The organism is Mangrovibacter yixingensis, assembly GCF_020523985.1.
GTDB classification, from domain to species: Bacteria; Pseudomonadota; Gammaproteobacteria; order Enterobacterales; family Enterobacteriaceae; genus Mangrovibacter; species Mangrovibacter yixingensis.
Genome location: NZ_JAIVKM010000003.1, coordinates 90,394 through 110,723, shown reverse-complemented (window position 1 = coordinate 110,723; position 20,330 = coordinate 90,394). Strand labels below are relative to the sequence as shown.

Genomic DNA, 20,330 nt, shown 5'->3' with positions numbered 1-20,330 from the left:
CGACAGGCACAAAACGGAGAGAAACTATGTTTGAACCTATGGAACTGACCAATGACGCGGTGATTAAAGTCATCGGCGTCGGTGGTGGCGGCGGTAATGCCGTAGAACACATGGTGCGCGAACGTATTGAAGGCGTTGAATTTTTTGCCGTCAATACGGATGCACAGGCACTGCGTAAAACAGCCGTTGGCCAGACAATTCAGATCGGTAGTGGCATCACTAAAGGTCTGGGTGCTGGTGCGAACCCGGAAGTAGGCCGTAATGCAGCGGAAGAAGACCGTGAAGCGTTGCGTTCTGCACTGGAAGGTGCTGATATGGTCTTTATCGCAGCTGGTATGGGCGGCGGTACCGGAACCGGTGCAGCGCCAGTTGTTGCTGAAGTTGCAAAAGATTTAGGTATTCTGACCGTTGCTGTGGTGACCAAGCCTTTTAATTTCGAAGGCAAAAAGCGCATGGCATTCGCGGAGCAGGGTATCACTGAGCTGTCCAAACATGTCGATTCATTGATTACGATTCCGAACGACAAACTGCTGAAGGTACTTGGCCGTGGCATCTCTTTGCTGGATGCATTTGGTGCAGCAAACGATGTTCTGAAAGGCGCAGTGCAGGGGATTGCCGAGCTGATTACTCGCCCTGGTCTGATGAACGTCGACTTTGCTGACGTACGTACTGTGATGTCTGAAATGGGTTATGCCATGATGGGCTCCGGTGTCGCTACCGGTGAAGACCGCGCTGAAGAAGCTGCTGAAATGGCGATTTCCAGCCCATTGTTGGAAGATATCGATCTGTCTGGTGCTCGTGGCGTTCTGGTCAACATTACTGCTGGCTTTGACCTGCGTCTGGATGAGTTTGAAACCGTGGGTAATACTATCCGTGCTTTCGCTTCTGATAATGCTACAGTGGTTATCGGTACTTCTCTGGATCCAGAAATGAATGACGAGCTGCGTGTTACCGTTGTTGCTACCGGGATTGGTATGGATAAGCGTCCAGAAATCACCCTGGTAACGAATAAGCAACAGCAGCAGCCGGTTATGGGTTACCAGAATGGAATGACCCAGCTGCAGCCAGAGCAGAAAAACGTGGCGAAAGTCGTGAATGATACGGCTTCCCAGAGCAATAAAGAGCCCGATTATCTGGATATTCCAGCCTTCCTGCGTAAGCAGGCAGACTAAGAATTAGCCGGAATTTGGGTATCTAAGCTCTTTGTGCTACTATGGCCTGCCGATAGTGATGTACACTTTCGGTTGGATCAGTAACAGGCGAGATAATACGATGATCAAACAAAGGACATTAAAACGTATTGTTCAGGCGACAGGTGTCGGTTTGCATACCGGCAAGAAAGTCACACTGACGTTACGCCCTGCGCCGGCTAACACCGGGGTCATCTATCGTCGCACCGACTTGAATCCACCGGTAGATTTCCCGGCTGATGCCAAATCTGTGCGTGATACCATGCTCTGTACGTGCCTGGTGAATGAGCATGACGTGCGGATATCAACTGTGGAGCACCTGAACGCAGCGTTGGCTGGTTTAGGCATCGACAACATTATTGTTGAAGTAGATGCGCCGGAAATTCCAATTATGGACGGCAGTGCTGCTCCCTTTGTTTATCTGTTGATGGATGCAGGGGTTGATGAGCTGAATGTTGCGAAGAAATTCGTGCGCATTAAAGATGTTGTTCGGGTTGAAGATGGTGATAAATGGGCAGAGTTCAGGCCGCATAATGGCTTTACTCTGGATTTCACTATTGATTTTAATCACCCGGCAATTGATGCCAGCACTCAGCGTTACAGCATGAACTTCTCGGCCGATGCGTTTATGCGCCAAATCAGCCGGGCGCGTACTTTTGGTTTTATGCGTGACATCGAATATCTTCAGTCTCGTGGTCTGTGCCTTGGCGGTAGCTTTGATTGTGCTATTGTCGTGGATGACTACCGTGTACTGAATGAAGATGGCCTGCGTTTTGAAGACGAGTTTGTGCGTCACAAAATGCTGGATGCCATTGGTGACTTGTTTATGTGTGGTCACAATATTATCGGTGCGTTTACTGCGTATAAATCCGGCCATGCGCTGAATAATAAACTGTTGCAGGCTGTGCTTGCTAAACAGGAAGCATGGGAATACGTGACGTTCGAAGACGAAGCTGAACTGCCACTGGCTTTCAAGGCACCGTCGACAGTCCTTGCATAAGGGCGAGATACGTATAAAGCGACTGGTTAATCAGGCACTCTCTCCGGCCTGGTGAATCAGTCGTTTTTTATTTTTTAGTAGTCCACCCTGTTATTCTTTTCTGTTCATCTTTTTTGATTTAATTGGTTTGTTTGCTCACTTGTTACGCGTTTTTTCGGGATTCATCGCAGGGATTAAGCTGATGAGCGGCGCGTTTGGTGATACTATTTGGTCGCTAAAATGTGGCTTGTTAGTTTGAATAGCCAAAATGGTTCAATTCCTTTGGTGAAATAGAGTGTCCGGTATATTTGCGCGTTGGCGACAATTGGGTAGGCGATATTTCTGGCCCCATCTGCTTTTAGGGATGGTTGCGGCCAGTTTTGGGCTACCTGTTTTAGCGAGCAGCAACGCGGGCGCGACCACGCCTGCAGAAACCACTGCGAATTATAATCGTTTCAATCCCGCATTTTCGTTGGCGCAATTACAGGAAAGCAATCGTCGCCAGTCAACCTTTAGTGTTGATTACTGGCACCAACACGCTATTCGTACTGTTATCCGCCACCTGACTTTTGTGATGTCACCTCAGGTGATGACTGGGGCAGCGGTGCCCGATGATTCCCCTTTGGAAGGGCAACACATTGCATTGCTCGATACGCTCAGTGCACTGCTTACTCAGGAAAGCAAACCGCCGTCTGTTGTACGCCAGGAGCCTTGGCCAGCAACGGCACCCTCACTCTCTTTTACCTTCACGAACTGGCTGGGCACTGCTCAGGGGATTCGGGCAGGCCCGCAGTCTCGCTGCTGATAAACACTACTACTCTTATCATTATGTTTTATCGCTCAGCGAAGCGTTTGGGAATTTATTATGTTAGTCAAACTGTTAACTAAAGTATTCGGAAGCCGTAACGACCGCACATTGCGTCGTATGCGTAAACTTGTTACGCAAATTAATGCTATGGAACCTGCAATTGAAAAATTGTCAGATGATGAACTCAAAGGCAAAACAGGCGAGTTCCGTGCCCGTCTTGAAAAAGGCGATGCTCTGGAAAGTATCCTGCCTGAAGCATTCGCAGTAGTTCGGGAAGCCAGTAAACGTGTGTTTGGCATGCGTCACTTCGATGTTCAGTTACTCGGTGGTATGGTACTTAATGAACGTTGCATTGCGGAAATGCGAACTGGTGAAGGTAAAACACTGACTGCAACACTACCGGCTTACCTGAATGCTCTGAGCGGTAAAGGTGTGCACGTGGTAACGGTGAACGACTATCTTGCCCAGCGTGATGCTGAGAATAACCGCCCATTGTTTGAATTCCTGGGCCTGAGTGTGGGTATCAACCTGCCAGGTATGCCAGCGCCAGCGAAGCGTGAAGCTTATGCTGCGGATATTACATACGGCACCAACAATGAGTACGGGTTCGATTACCTGCGTGACAACATGGCATTCAGCCCGGAAGAGCGTGTACAACGTAAACTGCATTACGCGCTGGTGGATGAAGTTGACTCCATTCTTATCGACGAAGCCCGTACTCCATTGATCATTTCTGGCCCGGCAGAAGACAGCTCAGAAATGTACCGCCGTGTGAACACCATTATCCCTCACCTGGTACGCCAGGAAAAAGAAGACTCCGACACCTTCCAGGGCGAAGGTCACTTCTCCGTGGATGAGAAAGCACGCCAGGTTAACCTGACTGAACGTGGTCTGGTACTGATAGAAGAGTTACTGGTACAAGAAGGTATTATGGATGAAGGTGAATCGTTGTATTCACCGACCAATATTATGCTGATGCACCATGTAACGGCGGCGCTGCGTGCACATGCCTTGTTTACCCGCGATGTTGATTACATTGTGAAAGACGGCGAAGTCATCATTGTCGATGAACATACTGGCCGTACCATGCAAGGGCGTCGTTGGTCTGACGGTCTCCACCAGGCTGTGGAAGCAAAAGAAGGGGTTGATATTCAGAATGAAAACCAGACCCTGGCTTCTATTACCTTCCAGAACTACTTCCGCTTGTATGACAAACTTGCCGGTATGACTGGTACAGCAGATACCGAAGCCTTTGAATTCAGCTCTATCTATAAACTGGATACCGTTGTTGTACCAACGAACCGCCCTATGGTTCGTAAAGACATGGCCGATCTGGTCTACATGACCGAAGCAGAGAAAATTGCTGCGATTATCGAAGATATCCGTGAACGTACTGCAAAAGGCCAGCCAGTACTGGTTGGTACTATCTCCATTGAGAAATCTGAACTGGTTGCTCAGGAACTGACGAAAGCAGGCATCAAACACAATGTACTGAATGCGAAGTTCCATGCGCGCGAAGCAGACATTGTTGCTCAGGCTGGTTATCCGGGGGCTGTTACTATTGCTACCAACATGGCTGGCCGTGGTACCGATATTGTGTTGGGTGGTAGCTGGCAGACTGAGTTAGCTGAGCTTGAAGCCCCAACAGATGAACAAGTTGCTGAAATTAAAAGTAACTGGCAACAACGCCACGATGCGGTACTGGCGTCTGGTGGTCTGCATATTATTGGTACTGAACGCCATGAGTCGCGCCGTATTGATAACCAGTTGCGTGGTCGTTCAGGCCGTCAGGGCGATCCGGGGTCATCACGTTTCTATCTGTCAATGGAAGATGCCTTGATGCGTATTTTCGCATCAGATCGTGTATCTAACATGATGCGTAAGCTGGGGATGAAACCCGGTGAAGCCATTGAACACCCTTGGGTGACTAAAGCCATCGCCAATGCGCAGCGTAAAGTAGAAAGCCGCAACTTTGATATTCGTAAGCAATTGCTGGAATATGATGATGTGGCGAATGACCAGCGTCGTGCAATTTATACTCAGCGTAATGAATTGCTGGATGCCAGTGATGTCAGCGAGACTATCAACAGCATTCGTGAAGATGTGTTCAAAACCACGATTGATGCCCATATTCCGCCTCAGTCTCTGGAAGAAATGTGGGATATTCCAGGTTTAGAAGAGCGCCTGAAAAATGATTTCGACCTCGAACTGCCGATTTCTGAATGGCTGGACAAAGAGCCTGAACTGCACGAAGAAACATTGCGTGAGCGCATCCTGAAGATGGCTGTTGAAGTCTATCAGCGTAAAGAAGAAATTGTTGGCACAGAAATGATGCGCAATTTCGAAAAAGGTGTGATGTTGCAGACGCTGGATAGCCTCTGGAAAGAGCACCTGGCGGCGATGGATTACCTGCGTCAAGGGATTCACTTGCGCGGTTATGCGCAAAAAGATCCTAAGCAAGAATATAAACGTGAATCTTTCTCTATGTTCGCGGCTATGCTGGAATCGCTGAAGTACGAAGTAATCAGTACGCTGAGCAAAGTTCAGGTGCGTTTACCGGAAGAAGTTGAAGCCATGGAACAGCAACGCCGCGAAGAAGCTGAACGCCTGGCGCAAATGCAGCAATTGAGCCATCAAAGTGATGAGCTGCAGGCGGCACAGTCTCTTGCTGAACAAACAGGTGATCGTAAAGTAGGGCGTAATGATCCTTGCCCTTGCGGTTCAGGTAAAAAATACAAGCAGTGCCACGGGCGTTTAAGTTAAGCCGCATACATATCACAGCTTAAAGTTTGACGTTAATTAATTGGGCCAGAGGGAAACCTCTGGCCTGGTCATATCCGGGGGTGCAGGTTACTGCGCCTCTTTTTCAGGAGATTCCCATGAAAAGATTTGAGATAGCGGTTGGCATTATCCGCAATCAGCACGAGGAGATTTTTCTGGCCCAACGAAGTGCTGATTCGCATATGGCGAATATGTGGGAGTTTCCCGGTGGGAAAATTGAGCAAGGTGAAACCCCTGAACAGGCACTGGTACGAGAGTTAATGGAAGAAGTTGGCATTACGCCCACGGGCTTCACACTATTTGAAAAACAGGAGCACCAGTTCCCGGACAGGCATGTCAGCCTTTGGTTTTTCCTGGTTGATAAGTGGGATGGTGAACCTTGGGGAAAAGAAGGGCAACCTTCGCGTTGGGTGGCTCAACAGGCGCTGGAGCCGGAACACTTTCCGCCAGCCAATGCGCCTGTTATTGCCAAACTGCAGAAAACTAATTAATCCTGCTTTTCACTCCAGTCATCGCTATCAGATAAGGTGTTTTGGCTGGGGATACGTTTCTCTTCGGCGGCCCATTCGCCTAAATCAATCAGTTGGCAGCGTTTGGAGCAAAATGGCCGCCATGGGCTTTGCTCATTCCAGATAACGGTTTTGCCACAGGTTGGGCAGCTCACTTCTGTTGTCTCAGACATCATACTTCCTTAGCAACAAGCCAAATTGAAATCAATACGCTCTGGTATCACCCCATGCTCGCTATCCAGAGGCAGGAAACGAATGGCAAAACGACTTTTGTGCCCGGAAACTTGCGGGTAGATAGCATCCTCAAGATTCATCTCCAGGCGTAACAAATCGGCATCATCGCCATTGTCCTGATAAAACCCGTTGAGGCTGGTTTGCTTGCGAAAGGGTGAAGAGTGGCGAATCAGGTCAAGGATCAAAGTAAGTGTTTCGCGCAGAGATTCCAGACTATCAAGCCAGTGACTCACCAGATTGCTGCGTGCGCTTTCACTGGCTTTCAGCCAGACATGTAAAGTGGGCAAGTCAAAACTACAGCACCCGCCTGGAATACTTAAACGCTGACGAACCAGGCTTATTAGTTTATCTTCGCGCAATGTTTGCCCTAAACGCGCCCCTGACATCAGGCGGGTACCCATACTCTTTAGTTGCTCTTTTAGCGACGTTATACGTTGCATATCGACACCAGGCACTTCAACCCATGCCTGAAGTTTCCGTTGTTGCCGTTCCAGTTCTTTAAGTAACTCTGTACGAATATCACCACGCTCGAAAATATCTAGTAAATCACTGATATTTCTTAAGAAATAAAGCGCGGATGGATAGTCATTTAAAGGCAGCTGAGAAGAAAGTTGTTGCAGCAAGAACTCAATACGCAGCCAGGTGCGCATTTTCTCGCTCAAAGGATGTTCAAAAAGTATTTGCGAGCTCATTCTTCATCATTCCTGTCTGACGGACTGCACAGCCAGTGCCATGTATTGTTGGTTCAGGCGAGCCACATCATGAGTTAATGCTTGTGGTAAACCATCATTATTAATAATGTCATCCGCGACGGCAAGACGTGCCTCCCGGCTAACCTGCGCTGCGATAATATGTTGTGCAAGTTCACGGCTGATATTATCGCGAGCCATGGTTCGGTGAAGCTGCGTTTCAGGGCTGACATCAACAACTAATACTCGGTCAGCTAGTCGCTGAAGTTGGTTTTCAACCAATAGAGGCACAACCCACAAGACATAAGGTGATGACGCCTGGTTAATAGCTTGCTGTGTCCGTTGGTGAATTAATGGGTGTAATAAAGCATTAAGCCACTGCTTTTCTTTGGGATTAGTAAAAATATGTTCACGCAGTGCTGTACGGTTGAGTAACCCTTCGGGGGTGAGGATCTGTTCACCAAAATGCTCAGCGATTTTTTGCAGAGCTGGTTGGCCCGGCGCCACAACTTCTCTGGCGATAATGTCTGCATCAACAAGCGATACACCATGGGCGGCAAACATAGTAGCAACAGTACTTTTGCCACTACCAATCCCTCCGGTAAGCGCAACAGTGAAGACCATAAACAACGAAACCCCGATGTGATGAGTGTGCTTATAACAAAAGAAAAATGCCCTTTCCCTTTCGAAACCATGCCAGAGCTCAACATGCCGCCATTAGCTGCCTGCGCACTTTTTTGTAAAACAAAGCAACCGTACCTGAAAATATTTGCCTCCAGCTCGGTTTAACCAAGGGCTGGTTTAATCATATTTTCGAAAAAAACGAGCAATACATGGTAATAAATAAGCTTTTAATACAGGTTATTCCTTAACACCATACTTACGCTAAATTTATAGGATTGTAGCGTAAAAAAGTCGTTTTTCGCAGTCTTGCGCTGCCTTTATTAGTGCGTAAGATAACGTCACTGGAGCTGGCAGTTGTATCGCCTCTTACCCTTTTTATTACATCGCCACGACCAGGAAAATCGCATATGCGCATTGAAGAAGATATCAAGTTAGGTTTTAAAGATGTTCTTATCCGCCCTAAACGTTCCACACTGAAAAGCCGCTCTGATGTAGAACTTGAACGCCAGTATACTTTTAAACATTCTGGTGTGAACTGGACTGGCGTGCCTGTTATTGCTGCAAATATGGATACAGTAGGAACCTTCAGCATGGCGAGTGCCCTTGCTGCTTTTGATATTTTGACCGCAGTACATAAACATTATTCCGTTGAAGAATGGCGCCAGTTTGTTGAGCAATCTCCAGCCTCTCTCCTGCGTCATGTTATGGTTTCCACGGGGACATCCGCTGCCGATTTTGAAAAGACCAAACAGATTCTGGCGTTGAGCTCGTCTCTGGCTTTTGTGTGTATCGATGTTGCTAATGGTTATTCTGAGCATTTCGTTCAGTTTGTAGCGAAAGCGCGTGAAGCATGGCCCGATAAAGTGATTTGTGCAGGGAATGTGGTAACTGGCGAAATGTGTGAAGAGTTGATCCTGTCAGGGGCCGATATTGTGAAAGTTGGCATTGGGCCTGGTTCTGTTTGTACAACGCGTGTAAAAACAGGGGTCGGTTACCCACAGTTGTCGGCAGTAATTGAATGTGCTGATGCTGCTCATGGCTTGGGTGGGCAAATCGTGAGCGATGGTGGTTGTACTGTACCTGGCGATGTAGCCAAAGCATTTGGCGGTGGTGCTGATTTTGTCATGCTTGGCGGTATGCTGGCAGGGCATGAAGAAAGTGGTGGCTCGATAGTTGAGGAAAATGGCGAAAAATTTATGCTGTTCTATGGCATGAGTTCTGCGTCTGCCATGAACCGCCATGTCGGTGGTGTGGCAGAATACCGGGCTGCCGAAGGCAAAACAGTGAAGCTTCCTTTGCGTGGCCCGGTTGAAAATACCGCACGGGATATTCTGGGGGGGTTACGTTCAGCCTGTACTTATGTAGGCGCCTCTCGGCTGAAAGAATTAACTAAACGCACGACATTTATTCGTGTACAGGAACAGGAAAACCGGGTATTTAACAGCCTGTAATTCTACCAGCAGGGTAAGGTATGCTTACCCTGCTTCTCTACTTTGTTAACCTGCTCCCATTGCCTCTCCCAGACCGAAAATCGGTAAATACATCGCCAATACAAGCAAACCAGTGATCAGCCCTGTTATCACCATTAATAAAGGCTCCATTAATTGAGTTAACTGGCTGGCCTGCAACTGTGTGTTTTCTCTGTGCCAGCTGGCAAGCTTATCCAACATAGTATCCAGTGCACCAGATTGTTCCCCAGTTGAAACCAGCTGGTAGCATAGCGCTGTAAAACAGCTATGTTGGCGCATGGCTTCCCCCAAAGTTATACCCTGGGTAACATCCACAGATAATTGCGCCATAACCTGCCTCCAGCGGCTTGCTTTGGGCAATGTATCTTCAACAAGTTGTAATCCATGCAAAATATTGACACCAGATTGTTGCGTCAGGGAGAGCATCATAAAAATCTGGCTGCGTATTAGTGCCTCGTAAAGTCGGCTCATGACGGGGGCATGTTGTAAAAGGTATTGGGTAAATCTGCGCCATATATTTCTGCCAGGTCCAACCACCAGAATGAATACAGAAGCCGCAGTAAAAGTCAGTATGTATATTTGCTGGTTAAGCCAGTCGGAAACAGACATCAAAATACGCGTCACAGCGGGTAGTGGTGTATTAAATGCCTGGTAGATATCCGCGAACGTTGGCAGGACAAACAGTAGCATGCCCAGTGTGACGGCAAGTGCCATACACAGTGTCACTAATGGGTAACGCAGCGCTTTTGAGACAGTACGTTGCAAGGCACGTTGTTGCTCTTGTTGCACTGACAGGTGTTCAAAGCACAAATCAAGCTTCCCGGTCATTTCACCCGTACGGCTCATGGCAACGACCAGCGGCGGGAAAAGTTCTGGCCAGCTTTGCACAATGTACGAAAATGCCTCACCTTCGTTAAGCCGTAATATCATTTGTTGTAATACAGCTTGCCAAAGAGGAGAAGCATGTTGTTGGTTGAGTAACACGAGTGCATCCGGCAAGCTAATACCCGCTTTCAGTAGTGCCGATAACTGTTGTAAAAAATGGATTCGGTGATCCATATGGCGGGATTTACTTTCATATGCTCGTGCCCTTTGGATACGTACTGGAAATAACGCCTGGTTACATAGCCGAGTCATGATATCGATTTTACCAGTGGCAAAACTGATACCCATGTGCGAGTTGCCTTTTAGGTCAAGTGCAGACCAACGCCAGAGTGATAATTTAGTTGCCATGGGGTAATCCCAATACTCGGTACAGCTCATTCACGGTGGTTTCCCCCCGGCTGACGGCCTGGAAGCCATGTTCAAAAAGCGCGATACAACCTTGCTTACTGGCAAGTTCAGCAATTTGTGTGGCTGTATCGCCACGCAATAAGGCATCGTGAATTTCAGGTGTGATAGTCAGCACTTCAAAGAGGGCTACTCGCCCATAGAATCCGCTATAGCATTGTTCACACCCAACTGGCAGCCAGTCAGGCAAAGGTAACCGGCTTATGCTACGTGGCAAAACAACGGGTTTTGGTTGCTGTTGTCGGCAATGTGGGCATAATTTTCTTACCAGACGTTGTGCAATGACCAGTTTGAGAGCTGAAGCAATCATCCATCGGGGAATGCCCATTTGTTCCAGGCGAATAAGTGTATCTGTCGTGGAGTTGGTGTGTAGTGTGGATAACACCAGATGCCCGGTTTGTGCGGCTTTTATGGCAATTTCGGCTGTTTCGTTGTCGCGAATTTCTCCCACCATAATGACATCAGGATCCTGGCGCAGGAGTGCCCGGAGAACCCGCTGGAATGTTAAACCCGCTTTCAGGTTCACTTGCGCCTGGTTCAGCCCACTTAACGGGATTTCTACAGGGTCTTCAACACTACTGATATTAATTCCAGGTCGGTTCAGGGCATTGAGGGCACTATACAAGGAGACAGTTTTTCCGCTGCCCGTTGGGCCTGTTACCAAAATTAGTCCTTGGGGGGCATTGAGCGCCTTTTGGAATTCATCCAGCTGCCGGGGGGCCAGACCCAGTGCATCAAGTGAGAGTTGTTCATCTTGCTTATGTAAAACCCGTAATACGATTTTTTCTCCAGCCCGGCAGGGCAGAGTTGCCAGGCGAAACGAAATATTCCCAGGGAGTTCCGGAAGTGTAAATTGCCCATCCTGGGGAAGGCGTTTCTCTGCAATGTCCATATCGCTGAGCACTTTCAACCGGGCAACAAGAGCCGGGTAGGCGTCTGCACTTCCTTGGTACTGTGTATGTAACACACCATCAATACGAAAACGCACACGGAATTGTGGGGTATCTGGCTCAAAATGAATATCTGAAGCTCGTTGGTTTAATGCCTGTTGTAATGTTTTTTCAATATGTACGACCGTGTTATTGGTTGTGCCTGGTGTGGGGACAAGAGGTTCTGTTATGGGGCGCTGTGAACGGTATCGTTCAATTTGTGCGGGAGACCAGTGCTCGACCACTACGCGTTTATGGGAAATAAAGCGCAGGGCGCTGAGCAATTCATCGGAAGGGGTATGCGCAACTGCAATAACAATTTCTGGATCATGGCGTAGAAGCAGGGCTTGATGACGGGCGCACAGGGCGAAGAGCTTTTCATTACTCATTTTTTCTCTCTCCAGTTTACTCATCAGCGAAGCGGAAAATATCGTTACATGCTTGTTCAAGGCCTGTATTGCCCGGTGCTGAACAGGTTTTTCGCCAGCCAGTGATACCCTGGTTGTTATCCCATTGAGGGATCAGTGTTAATGAGAGCCCGTTCAGATTGTCTTGCCCGCCAGCCTGAATACTTCCGGCAGTAACCGACAGGTTGGCGATATAACGTGAGGTACGTAAGGCTGGAATGCCCTGGCTATCAGCATGGCAGGATGTTATCCCGCCGCGTTCAATGGCACAGAGTTCAACTGCGCTGCGGTAGGGCAATATGTGTTGTAAGACGTCAGTTAATGCCGCTTTACGTAAATAGTTTTGATAAGCAGGAACAGCAGTAGCGCTTAGAATGGCGATAATGCCAACTACCACCATTAATTCAATCAGTGTGAAGCCACGTTGCCTGTGCATAGTTGTCTCCTTTGTAATGCGGAGCATGACTATGGCAGGTTACGTAAGATGCCTCGACAGGCCGTTCTTTATTCTGGAGCATCTATTCCAGAGATAATCTGTACACTGAAAAAAAGAAGAGCAAATTGCGAGTAGGGCCGAAAATACGGGCAGAGTATCTGCCCGTAACGGATAGCGTTAGCTAAGTGTTTAGCGAAACCGCATAGAGAGATCCAGTGCTCTGATATGTTTGGTGAGAGCGCCGACTGAAATAAAATCCACACCAGTTTCGGCACAAGCTCGAAGTGTATCCAGCGTCACGTTGCCAGACACTTCTAACTGAGCGTTGCCTTGGGTTATCCCAACCGCCTTGCGCATCATTTCGGTATCAAAGTTGTCCAGCATGATGATATCTGCACCAGCACGTAAGGCATCCTGCAATTCCTCAAGGCTTTCAACTTCGACTTCAATAGGGACATCAGGATGGATCCAGCTCGCTTTTTCGATTGCCTGGCGAACAGAACCGGCGGCAATAATATGGTTTTCCTTTATCAGGAATGCATCTGACAACCCCAGGCGGTGGTTGCTACCGCCACCACACAGTACGGCATATTTCAGCGCGGTGCGCAGGCCGGGCACGGTTTTACGCGTATCCAATAATTGGGTATGTGTGCCAGCCAGTTGTGTAACATACCTGTGAACTTCGCTGGCAACACCAGAAAGCGTCTGGACAAAGTTCAGTGCAGTTCTTTCACCCGTAAGCAAAATTCGTGAAGACCCGGTTAGTTCAAACAATGGCTGGTTTGCCGTAATTTCATCGCCATCATTGACATGCCATTCAACTTGTATGTTTCCACCAAGTTGGATGAACACTTCTTCAACCCACCGTTTACCACAAAAAATACCGTCTTCGCGGGTGATAACAACAGCATGAGATGTGCTTTCCGGCGGGAGTAATTGCGCAGTAATATCATTATTGACATCAATACTACCGCCAAGGTCTTCTTTTAGCGCAACAGAAACTGTGCCGGGAATATCGGTATTAATCCGTTCCAACAGTGCTTCACGTCGGTGGTCTGGATTATAACGGCGTGGTGGCATTATTAACTCCGAAATGGCTGATATAAATTGGAAACATGCTACTCTGAAGCGACCTTTAGTACCACACCAAGGAGAACCATAATGAAGCTTCAGGATGGCTGGTTAAGCGAAGCAAGGCATGCGCCTTCACCACATTGTGATGATCGCCCGGAAGGTGAGTCGCCTTCATTACTGGTTGTACATAATATCAGTTTACCACCCGGTGAATTTGGAGGCCCCTGGATTGATGCGTTGTTTGCCGGCACGCTGGATGCCAAAGCTCACCCCTATTTTGAAGGGATCGCTCAATTGCGGGTATCGGCGCATTGCCTGATACGCCGTGATGGAGAAGTGGTGCAGTACGTCCCATTTAATAAACGGGCGTGGCATGCTGGTGTTTCTTCCTGGCAGGGGCGAGAAAAATGTAATGATTTTTCTATCGGGATTGAACTGGAAGGCACCGATGTCTTGCCCTATACCGATGCACAATATCAACGCCTTGCTGAGATAACACAAGTTTTGATGACGGTCTGGCCGGATATTGCCAGCAATATGGCAGGGCATTGTGATATTGCTCCTTCCAGAAAAACTGACCCCGGTGACGTTTTTGACTGGCCGCGCTTTCGTGCACTGATTTCAGTTTCTGGTAAGGAGAAGGTATGACGTTATTTACCTTATTGTTGGTGTTAATTTCTGAGCGTTTATTTAAGTTTGGAGAACACTGGCAATTAGAAAGCCGCCTGGAAGTTGTGTTCCGCCGAACTCGCTATTTCTCTCTGGGTTACACGTTGATGATGTCTGTCGTCGCGATGGTGGCTATTGCTGTGTGCCTGTCTTTGTTGAAAGGGATTCTGTTTAATGTGCCCCTGTTGGTGTTTTGGATCCTGCTAGGCGTTTTGTGTATTGGTGCCGGGCAGGTACGCCAGCATTACCATTCTTACCTTAAAGCAGCCAGCCGCGGGGATTCACGTGCCTGCGATGAGATGGTTGCTGAGTTAACGATGATCCACGGCGTTGCTGCGGGTTGCGATGACCGTGAGTTTTTACGAGAGTTACAAAATGCCCTGTTGTGGATTAATTACCGCTATTACCTGGCTCCACTCTTCTGGTTTGTTGTGGGGGGAAGTTTTGGGCCGGTCACCTTAGTTGGGTATGCAGTTCTCCGGGCCTGGCAAACATGGCTTGCACGTCATCACACGCCCCACCAGCGTTTACATTCTGGTATTGATGCTATTTTGCATGTTCTGGATTGGGTGCCGGTCAGGTTGGTTGGGCTGGCTTATGCGTTACTGGGGCATGGTGAGAAAGCATTACCGGCCTGGTTTGCGTCGTTGGGCGACCGAGGGACTTCTCAATACCAGGTGTTGACGCAACTGGCGCAATTTTCTCTGGCGCGCGAGCCGCATTCAGACAAAGTCAGAACCCCGAAAGCTGCTGTATCCATGGCGAAGAAAACAGCGCTGGTGGTGGTAGTGGTGGTTGCCTTATTAACGATTTACGGCGCACTGGTTTAAGCACGCCGTTTTCTGCCTGCTACGGGTGGTCTGCGGGTGGTATACCGAAGTTTGGCATGCCATCCTGGCCCCATTCGATCAATTTAATCCGTGTATGGCGGCCTGGGTCATAAAGCGGGTCGCCTTCTATTTCTGTGTAGTTTCGTGCGTGATAAACCAGTACATCCTGGCCGTCTGGGGTAGTTGTGAAACTGTTATGTCCGGGGCCAAATTGGCGGTTGGCTTCACAGGTGGTAAACACCGGGCCAGGGGATTTATGCCAGTTTTTCGGGTCAAGAAGATTGGCATCTTTATTGGCCCACAACAGACCCATGCAGTAGTTCTCATCAGTAGCGCTGGCTGAGTAAGTAATGAAAATACGCTCTCCATGAAAAATAACGGCTGGCCCTTCATTTACCAGAAAACCCCGGCATTCCCAATCAAATTCAGGCTTGCTTAGCATGACGGCTTCCCCTTTCAGGGTCCACGGGTTTGCCATTTCACTTAAATATAAATTTGAATTTCCAGGAATATCCGGCGCTTTTTGCGCCCACAGGTACCACTGTTTGCCCTGGTGTGAAAAGGTAGTGGCATCAAGGCAGAAGGTATCGAACTGCGTGGTTAACTGGCCTTTTTCAACCCAGCAACCGGTTAACGGGCAGCTATCTGTGCATTCGAGAACATACATGCGGTGCTGGAACATGTTGTCGCGCAGTGCTTTGGTATGCGCTGCGGCATAATAGATATACCACTTGCCATCTATGCGGTGGAGTTCGGGTGCCCAAATCAACTCGCTCATTGGGCCAGCTTCGGGTTTACGCCAGACAACTACAGCCTCTGCCTGGGCCAGCCCGGAAAGCGACGAAGCCCGGCGAATTTCCAGCCTGTCATATTCAGGAACTGAAGCAATAAAATAGTAATCTGAACCTTCATGCAAAATAAAAGGGTCTGCACGCTGTTCAATTAATGGATTAGGCCATTGCAACATAACGTCTTTCCTTATCGTTTCGTTTGGCACCTAAACAGGTTTCTCAACGTGTTTGTCGGCAGTATTGCCAATGTGAGACACAGGGGCTTCGCTTTCTTGTTTACCTTCCTGGTAGTCAACCAGCTCCTGGTAATTTTTACGGCGTTTTTCCAGGTCAATCTGAATTTGCTTCATAGTTTCACGGTCCACTTTGAGCAGGCGTACCACCCCGGCGGTAATTAAATAACCCACACCAGGAATCACAGTGAACAGTAATATAATGCCGTTGATGGCACTGGCGGACTGCTGCTTCAGGGATGCGTCGTAGCCATACCAGGACAGCAAGAAACCACACATAGAACCGGCGATTGCCAGGCCTAACTTCAAGAAAAACAGGTTGCCAGAGAAGCTAATCCCGGTAATGCGTTTACCTGTTTTCCACTCGCCATAATCGTCGACGTCTGCCATCAGTGACCAGTGTAGAGGCGAGGGGATTTGATGCAGAATATTAAGCAGGAAGTACATGACGATGATGAGCACAGTGGCATGGGGATCGAGGAAATAGAACCCGCTGGAAAAGATTGCCAGAACAATGTTTGTCCAAAAGAAGACTTTCAGCTTACACCATTTATCGGTCAACACCTTGGCGAGTGTGCTGCCAATCATCATGCCGATAACACCTAGGCTGATAAACATCGTGGCAAAACCAGTGCTTTGTTGCATAACCCAGGTGACGTAATACATGGTGGCTGCCATGCGAATAAAACCGGGGCAGACATTGCACAATGTCAGCAGCAAAATACGCACCCACTGGTCGTTCTTCCATACATCACGTAAGTCAGATTTCAGATCGTCGTTTGTGGGAACTGCCGGGCGAATACGTTCGCGTACGGTTGCAAAACAATACAGGAACATAAATAGCGCGATGATAGCCAGGGTGCCCATTGCCATCTGGTACCCTTTCGCTTTATCTGCACCGCCGTACCATTCGGCCAGAGGGAGAAGTGACAGGGACAAAATTAGCGTAGCGATCCCAACCATTACGAAGCGGTAAGACTGGCAGGAAACCCGTTCATGGGGATCATTGGTAATGACACCTCCCAATGAGCAATAGGGGATATTGATGGCCGTGTAGGTTAACGACATCAAAAAATAGGTGATAAACGCATAGATAACCTTGCTGTTATAACTCCATTCCGGCGTGGTGAACATCAGCACGCTGAAAAGTACGTAAGGCAGTGAAATCCAGAGTAACCATGGACGAAAACGCCCCCAGCGGCTTTTTGTGCGGTCAGCAATAGCGCCCATTATCGGGTCAGTTACTGCATCAACTACACGTACAGATAGAAGTAGCGTGCCCACCAGTGCAGGAGCAAGGCCGAAGATATCAGTATAAAAAAAGTTTAAAAACAGCATGATAGCGCCGCCAATGATATTACAACCGGCATCGCCCATCCCGTAGCCTATCTTTTCCTTCATTGTTAGCTTATTGCTTTGCATCTGCCTCACTCCATTCAGAAGATATGGACAGAATTATTGGTGCTAAAGTGAAATTTTTCGCAGCAGGAATCAGCCGGAGAAATGGACAATCATGTCATCGGATGGGAAGTGTGAAGCAGGTAACAATACTCTGTACCCGTAAAACACGGGCACAGAGAGAAAGGGAAATTATTTGGTTTTCACTGTGTTGCTATTTTTCTGCTTACACATATAGCCCACTCCGAGAACCGCAACCCAAACCGGGATCAGGTAAACAGAAATCGCCATACCAGGGGTGAGCAACATGATAACCAGCACAGCGGCCATGAACAGCAGACAGACCCAGTTACCCAGTGGGTACAGCAGCGCAGGGAAGCGCGTGGTCACACCTTGCTGTTGTTTGGTACGGCGAAACTTCATGTGCGCCAGGCTAATCATTGCCCAGTTGATAACCAGAGCAGAAACGACAAGTGCCATCAACATACCGAAAGCTGATTCCGGAGCCAGGTAGTTAATCAACACACAGAGTGCTGTCACCACCGCTGACACGATAATGGTATTTACCGGAACGCCACGTTTATCAACGGTAAGGAGTGCTTTCGGGGCATTACCCTGTTTGGCCAGGCCAAACAGCATGCGGCTATTACAGTACACACAACTGTTATACACAGATAATGCTGCGGTCAGCACCACAATGTTCAGGGCATTGGCTACAAAACTGTCACCCAGTTCGTGGAAGATGAGTACAAATGGGCTGGTATCTGCAGTAACGCGCGTCCATGGCAGCAGGGAGAGCAGAACTGCCAGTGAACCAATATAGAAAATCAGAATACGCCAGATAACCTGGTTGGTTGCTTTCGGGATGCTCTGCTCGGGGTTATCCGCTTCTGCTGCGGTAATACCCACCAATTCCAACCCGCCGAAGGAGAACATAATGATAGCCATCATCATGACCAGGCCAGTCATACCGTTCGGCAGAAAACCGCCCTGATCCCATAGGTTGCGTACAGTTGCCTGAGGGCCACCGTTACCACTGAACAGCAACCAGCCACCAAAAATTATCATTGCCACAACCGCAAACACTTTGATGATGGCAAACCAGAATTCCATCTCACCAAACACTTTTACGTTGGTCAGGTTAATGGCATTGATGATGACAAAGAAGGCTGCAGCAGAAACCCAGGTTGGAATTTCCGGGTACCAGAACTGAATATACTTACCAACAGCTGTCAGCTCCGCCATAGCAACCAGTACGTACAGCACCCAGTAGTTCCAGCCAGAGGCAAAACCCGCAAAACTACCCCAGTATTTGTAGGCAAAGTGGCTGAACGAACCTGCTACAGGTTCTTCAACCACCATTTCACCTAACTGACGCATAATCAGAAAAGCGATGAAGCCCGCAATAGCATAGCCCAAAATAATCCCTGGGCCGGTTGACTGTATAACGGATGCGCTTCCCAGAAACAGACCTGTACCGATAGCGCCGCCCAGAGCGATTAGCTGTATATGGCGGTTTTTAAGGCCGCGCTTTAGCGAGTCGCCTTGTTGTTGACCTTCCATCTTACAAACCTCGTGTGTGGTGATATTGTTGGTGTAAATAGCACCGTATGTAATTGATACATTCCATATGCTGTAGTGTTTTTTTTACGGTAACAAAGCGCGTTTTTTTATTCGTCTACTACCGAAGCGCAAAGAATAGTGTTAAGAGCAGCGAGTTGCACCTGGTTTCTGCATCCCTCTTCCCGGACTGAGCAAAATCTCACCATTCCTGTTAGCTGTATTTTTCTATGGATAATTTTCATTTTGATTTTTCATTTAAAATTAATGAATTTTTATTCATTAAATCCCGTGTTGAATCGGTTCAATTTGAGAAATAATTGGTTTCAAATTGGTTAAATGTGCGACACGGCAGGTAACGTTATGATTTGTGCAAAGTTACATTTCTGAAACACTATTTCTGTAATGTTGTTAAAATGTGTGGTGTTTAATGATTTCAATCAAAACCAATATGGACATAAGGTGAATACTTTGTTACTTTAGCGTCACGAATATGAAATTGGTCTTACCAATTGACTCCGGGCGTAAGGCAGAGAAAATAACGAATGGCCTACAGCAAAATCCGCCAACCTAAGCTATCCGATGTAATCGAGCAGCAACTGGAGTACCTCATTCTTGAAGGGACACTGCGCCCGGGGGAAAAATTGCCGCCGGAGCGTGAATTAGCACGTCAATTTGATGTTTCACGCCCTTCATTACGCGAAGCAATCCAGCGCCTGGAGGCCAAAGGGTTGTTATTGCGTCGTCAGGGTGGCGGCACTTTTATCCAGAATAATCTCTGGAAAAGTTTTAGTGATCCTCTTGCTGCTTTGCTGTCAGACCATCCCGAATCTCAGTTTGATCTTCTCGAAACACGCCACGCACTTGAAGGCGTTGCAGCTTATTACGCTGCATTGCGCGGTACAGACGAAGATCTTGCACGTATTCGTGAATGTCACGAAAGCATAGAAAACGCCAAGCAGGTGGGTGACCTGGACGCTGAATCGGAAGCTGTGCTCCAGTATCAGATAGCGGTCACAGAAGCTGCACATAATGTGGTTCTGCTTCACTTGCTTCGCTGTATGGAGCCTATGCTTGCCCAGAATGTTCGACAGAATTTTGAATTGCTCTACACACGAAGAGATATGCACCCCCTCGTGAGTAGTCATCGCGCCAGTATTTTCGAAGCGATCATGGCACGTAAGCCGGAACAGGCCCGTGAAGCATCGCACCGGCATCTGGCGTTTATTGAGGAAATATTGCTGGACCGCAGCCGTGAGCAAAGTCGAAGAGAACGTTCATTGCGCCGCTTACAGCAACGAAAGGACTAGCGTTTTTTCAGGTTTTTTTGCCGGAATAAAACGCAAAAGCGCCCAATCATAGAGCGCGGCAACTAAACGCAGAACCTGTCTTATTGTGTTTTTACCCCAGGCTAAGAATGCAATGGGACA

General features: G+C 48.2%; 19 protein-coding genes. 9 read left to right on the top strand and 10 right to left on the bottom strand.

The window, feature by feature from the left end:
• Positions 1 to 26: 26 nt before the first annotated feature.
• The 5 genes from ftsZ to mutT all read left to right on the top strand — a co-directional run bounded on the left by ftsZ (position 27) and on the right by mutT (position 6,249).
• A complete protein-coding gene (gene ftsZ / locus LC084_RS14405) occupies positions 27 to 1,172 on the top strand; it encodes a cell division protein FtsZ (RefSeq protein ID WP_226571891.1) in 1,146 nt (381 codons plus the stop codon).
• A gap of 100 nt (positions 1,173 to 1,272) precedes the next feature.
• Positions 1,273 to 2,190 carry a UDP-3-O-acyl-N-acetylglucosamine deacetylase gene (gene lpxC / locus LC084_RS14400; protein WP_036106166.1) on the top strand — a complete coding sequence of 306 codons (918 nt, stop codon included), beginning with the start codon at positions 1,273 to 1,275 and terminating at the stop codon, positions 2,188 to 2,190.
• Between the two features lie 274 nt (positions 2,191 to 2,464).
• Positions 2,465 to 2,974: a secA translation cis-regulator SecM gene (secM, locus tag LC084_RS14395; protein WP_226571890.1), complete on the top strand. Its 510-nt coding sequence runs from the start codon at positions 2,465 to 2,467 to the stop codon at positions 2,972 to 2,974.
• A gap of 60 nt (positions 2,975 to 3,034) precedes the next feature.
• Positions 3,035 to 5,740 carry a preprotein translocase subunit SecA gene (gene secA, locus LC084_RS14390; protein WP_226571889.1) on the top strand — a complete coding sequence of 902 codons (2,706 nt, stop codon included), beginning with the start codon at positions 3,035 to 3,037 and terminating at the stop codon, positions 5,738 to 5,740.
• A 116-nt stretch (positions 5,741 to 5,856) separates the two neighbouring features.
• On the top strand, positions 5,857 to 6,249 hold the full coding sequence (gene mutT / locus LC084_RS14385) for an 8-oxo-dGTP diphosphatase MutT (RefSeq protein ID WP_226571888.1): 393 nt from the start codon (positions 5,857 to 5,859) through the stop codon (positions 6,247 to 6,249).
• On the opposite strand, the gene yacG is transcribed toward mutT, so the two are convergent.
• The 3 genes from yacG to coaE are packed head-to-tail and all read right to left on the bottom strand — an operon-like array spanning position 6,246 to position 7,814.
• The gene (gene yacG, locus LC084_RS14380; RefSeq protein WP_226571887.1) at positions 6,246 to 6,440 is read right to left on the bottom strand and encodes a DNA gyrase inhibitor YacG; all 195 of its coding nucleotides are present in this window, start codon (positions 6,438 to 6,440) and stop codon (positions 6,246 to 6,248) included. The two genes, mutT and yacG, sit on opposite strands and share 4 nt — an antisense overlap.
• A gap of 9 nt (positions 6,441 to 6,449) precedes the next feature.
• Positions 6,450 to 7,193 carry a cell division protein ZapD gene (zapD, locus tag LC084_RS14375; RefSeq protein ID WP_226571886.1) on the bottom strand — a complete coding sequence of 248 codons (744 nt, stop codon included), beginning with the start codon at positions 7,191 to 7,193 and terminating at the stop codon, positions 6,450 to 6,452.
• Between the two features lie 6 nt (positions 7,194 to 7,199).
• Complete coding sequence (coaE, locus tag LC084_RS14370; RefSeq protein ID WP_226571885.1) at positions 7,200 to 7,814, bottom strand: dephospho-CoA kinase; 615 nt, start codon at positions 7,812 to 7,814, stop codon at positions 7,200 to 7,202.
• A 407-nt stretch (positions 7,815 to 8,221) separates the two neighbouring features.
• Between coaE and LC084_RS14365 the strand changes: the two genes are divergently transcribed.
• Entirely contained in the window at positions 8,222 to 9,265 is a 1,044-nt protein-coding gene (locus tag LC084_RS14365; protein ID WP_226571884.1) for a GMP reductase, read from the top strand.
• Positions 9,266 to 9,310: 45 nt separating this feature from the next.
• Here LC084_RS14365 and hofC read toward each other — a convergent pair whose 3' ends face one another.
• The 4 genes from hofC to nadC form a co-directional block, all read right to left on the bottom strand.
• Positions 9,311 to 10,516, bottom strand: coding sequence for a protein transport protein HofC (gene hofC / locus LC084_RS14360; RefSeq protein ID WP_226571883.1), 1,206 nt, complete (start codon positions 10,514 to 10,516; stop codon positions 9,311 to 9,313).
• Complete coding sequence (gene gspE / locus LC084_RS14355) at positions 10,506 to 11,891, bottom strand: type II secretion system protein GspE (protein WP_226571882.1); 1,386 nt, start codon at positions 11,889 to 11,891, stop codon at positions 10,506 to 10,508. The genes hofC and gspE overlap by 11 nt, the downstream gene beginning before the upstream one ends.
• A 16-nt stretch (positions 11,892 to 11,907) precedes the next feature.
• The gene (gene ppdD, locus LC084_RS14350; RefSeq protein WP_226571881.1) at positions 11,908 to 12,345 is read right to left on the bottom strand and encodes a prepilin peptidase-dependent pilin; all 438 of its coding nucleotides are present in this window, start codon (positions 12,343 to 12,345) and stop codon (positions 11,908 to 11,910) included.
• Between the two features lie 189 nt (positions 12,346 to 12,534).
• Positions 12,535 to 13,425, bottom strand: coding sequence for a carboxylating nicotinate-nucleotide diphosphorylase (gene nadC, locus LC084_RS14345; protein ID WP_226571880.1), 891 nt, complete (start codon positions 13,423 to 13,425; stop codon positions 12,535 to 12,537).
• 81 nt (positions 13,426 to 13,506) lie between these two features.
• On the opposite strand from nadC, the gene ampD reads away from it, so the two are divergent.
• Both ampD and ampE read left to right on the top strand, forming a co-directional pair.
• Positions 13,507 to 14,067, top strand: a complete 561-nt coding sequence (gene ampD, locus LC084_RS14340) for a 1,6-anhydro-N-acetylmuramyl-L-alanine amidase AmpD (RefSeq protein WP_226571879.1) — start codon at positions 13,507 to 13,509, stop codon at positions 14,065 to 14,067.
• Positions 14,064 to 14,918 (top strand): beta-lactamase regulator AmpE, encoded by an 855-nt coding sequence (ampE, locus tag LC084_RS14335; RefSeq protein ID WP_226571878.1) that lies wholly within the window; start codon positions 14,064 to 14,066, stop codon positions 14,916 to 14,918. Before ampD ends, ampE begins: the two co-directional genes overlap by 4 nt.
• Positions 14,919 to 14,937: 19 nt before the next feature.
• On the opposite strand, the gene LC084_RS14330 is transcribed toward ampE, so the two are convergent.
• The 3 genes from LC084_RS14330 to aroP form a co-directional block, all read right to left on the bottom strand.
• Positions 14,938 to 15,885, bottom strand: coding sequence for a glycoside hydrolase family 43 protein (locus tag LC084_RS14330; protein ID WP_226571877.1), 948 nt, complete (start codon positions 15,883 to 15,885; stop codon positions 14,938 to 14,940).
• A 30-nt stretch (positions 15,886 to 15,915) separates the two neighbouring features.
• Positions 15,916 to 17,364, bottom strand: coding sequence for a glycoside-pentoside-hexuronide (GPH):cation symporter (locus tag LC084_RS14325; protein ID WP_226571876.1), 1,449 nt, complete (start codon positions 17,362 to 17,364; stop codon positions 15,916 to 15,918).
• Positions 17,365 to 17,532: 168 nt separating this feature from the next.
• Positions 17,533 to 18,903, bottom strand: coding sequence for an aromatic amino acid transporter AroP (aroP, locus tag LC084_RS14320; RefSeq protein WP_226571875.1), 1,371 nt, complete (start codon positions 18,901 to 18,903; stop codon positions 17,533 to 17,535).
• A gap of 542 nt (positions 18,904 to 19,445) precedes the next feature.
• Between aroP and pdhR the strand changes: the two genes are divergently transcribed.
• Positions 19,446 to 20,210 (top strand): pyruvate dehydrogenase complex transcriptional repressor PdhR, encoded by a 765-nt coding sequence (pdhR, locus tag LC084_RS14315; protein ID WP_226571874.1) that lies wholly within the window; start codon positions 19,446 to 19,448, stop codon positions 20,208 to 20,210.
• Positions 20,211 to 20,330 lie beyond the last annotated feature (120 nt).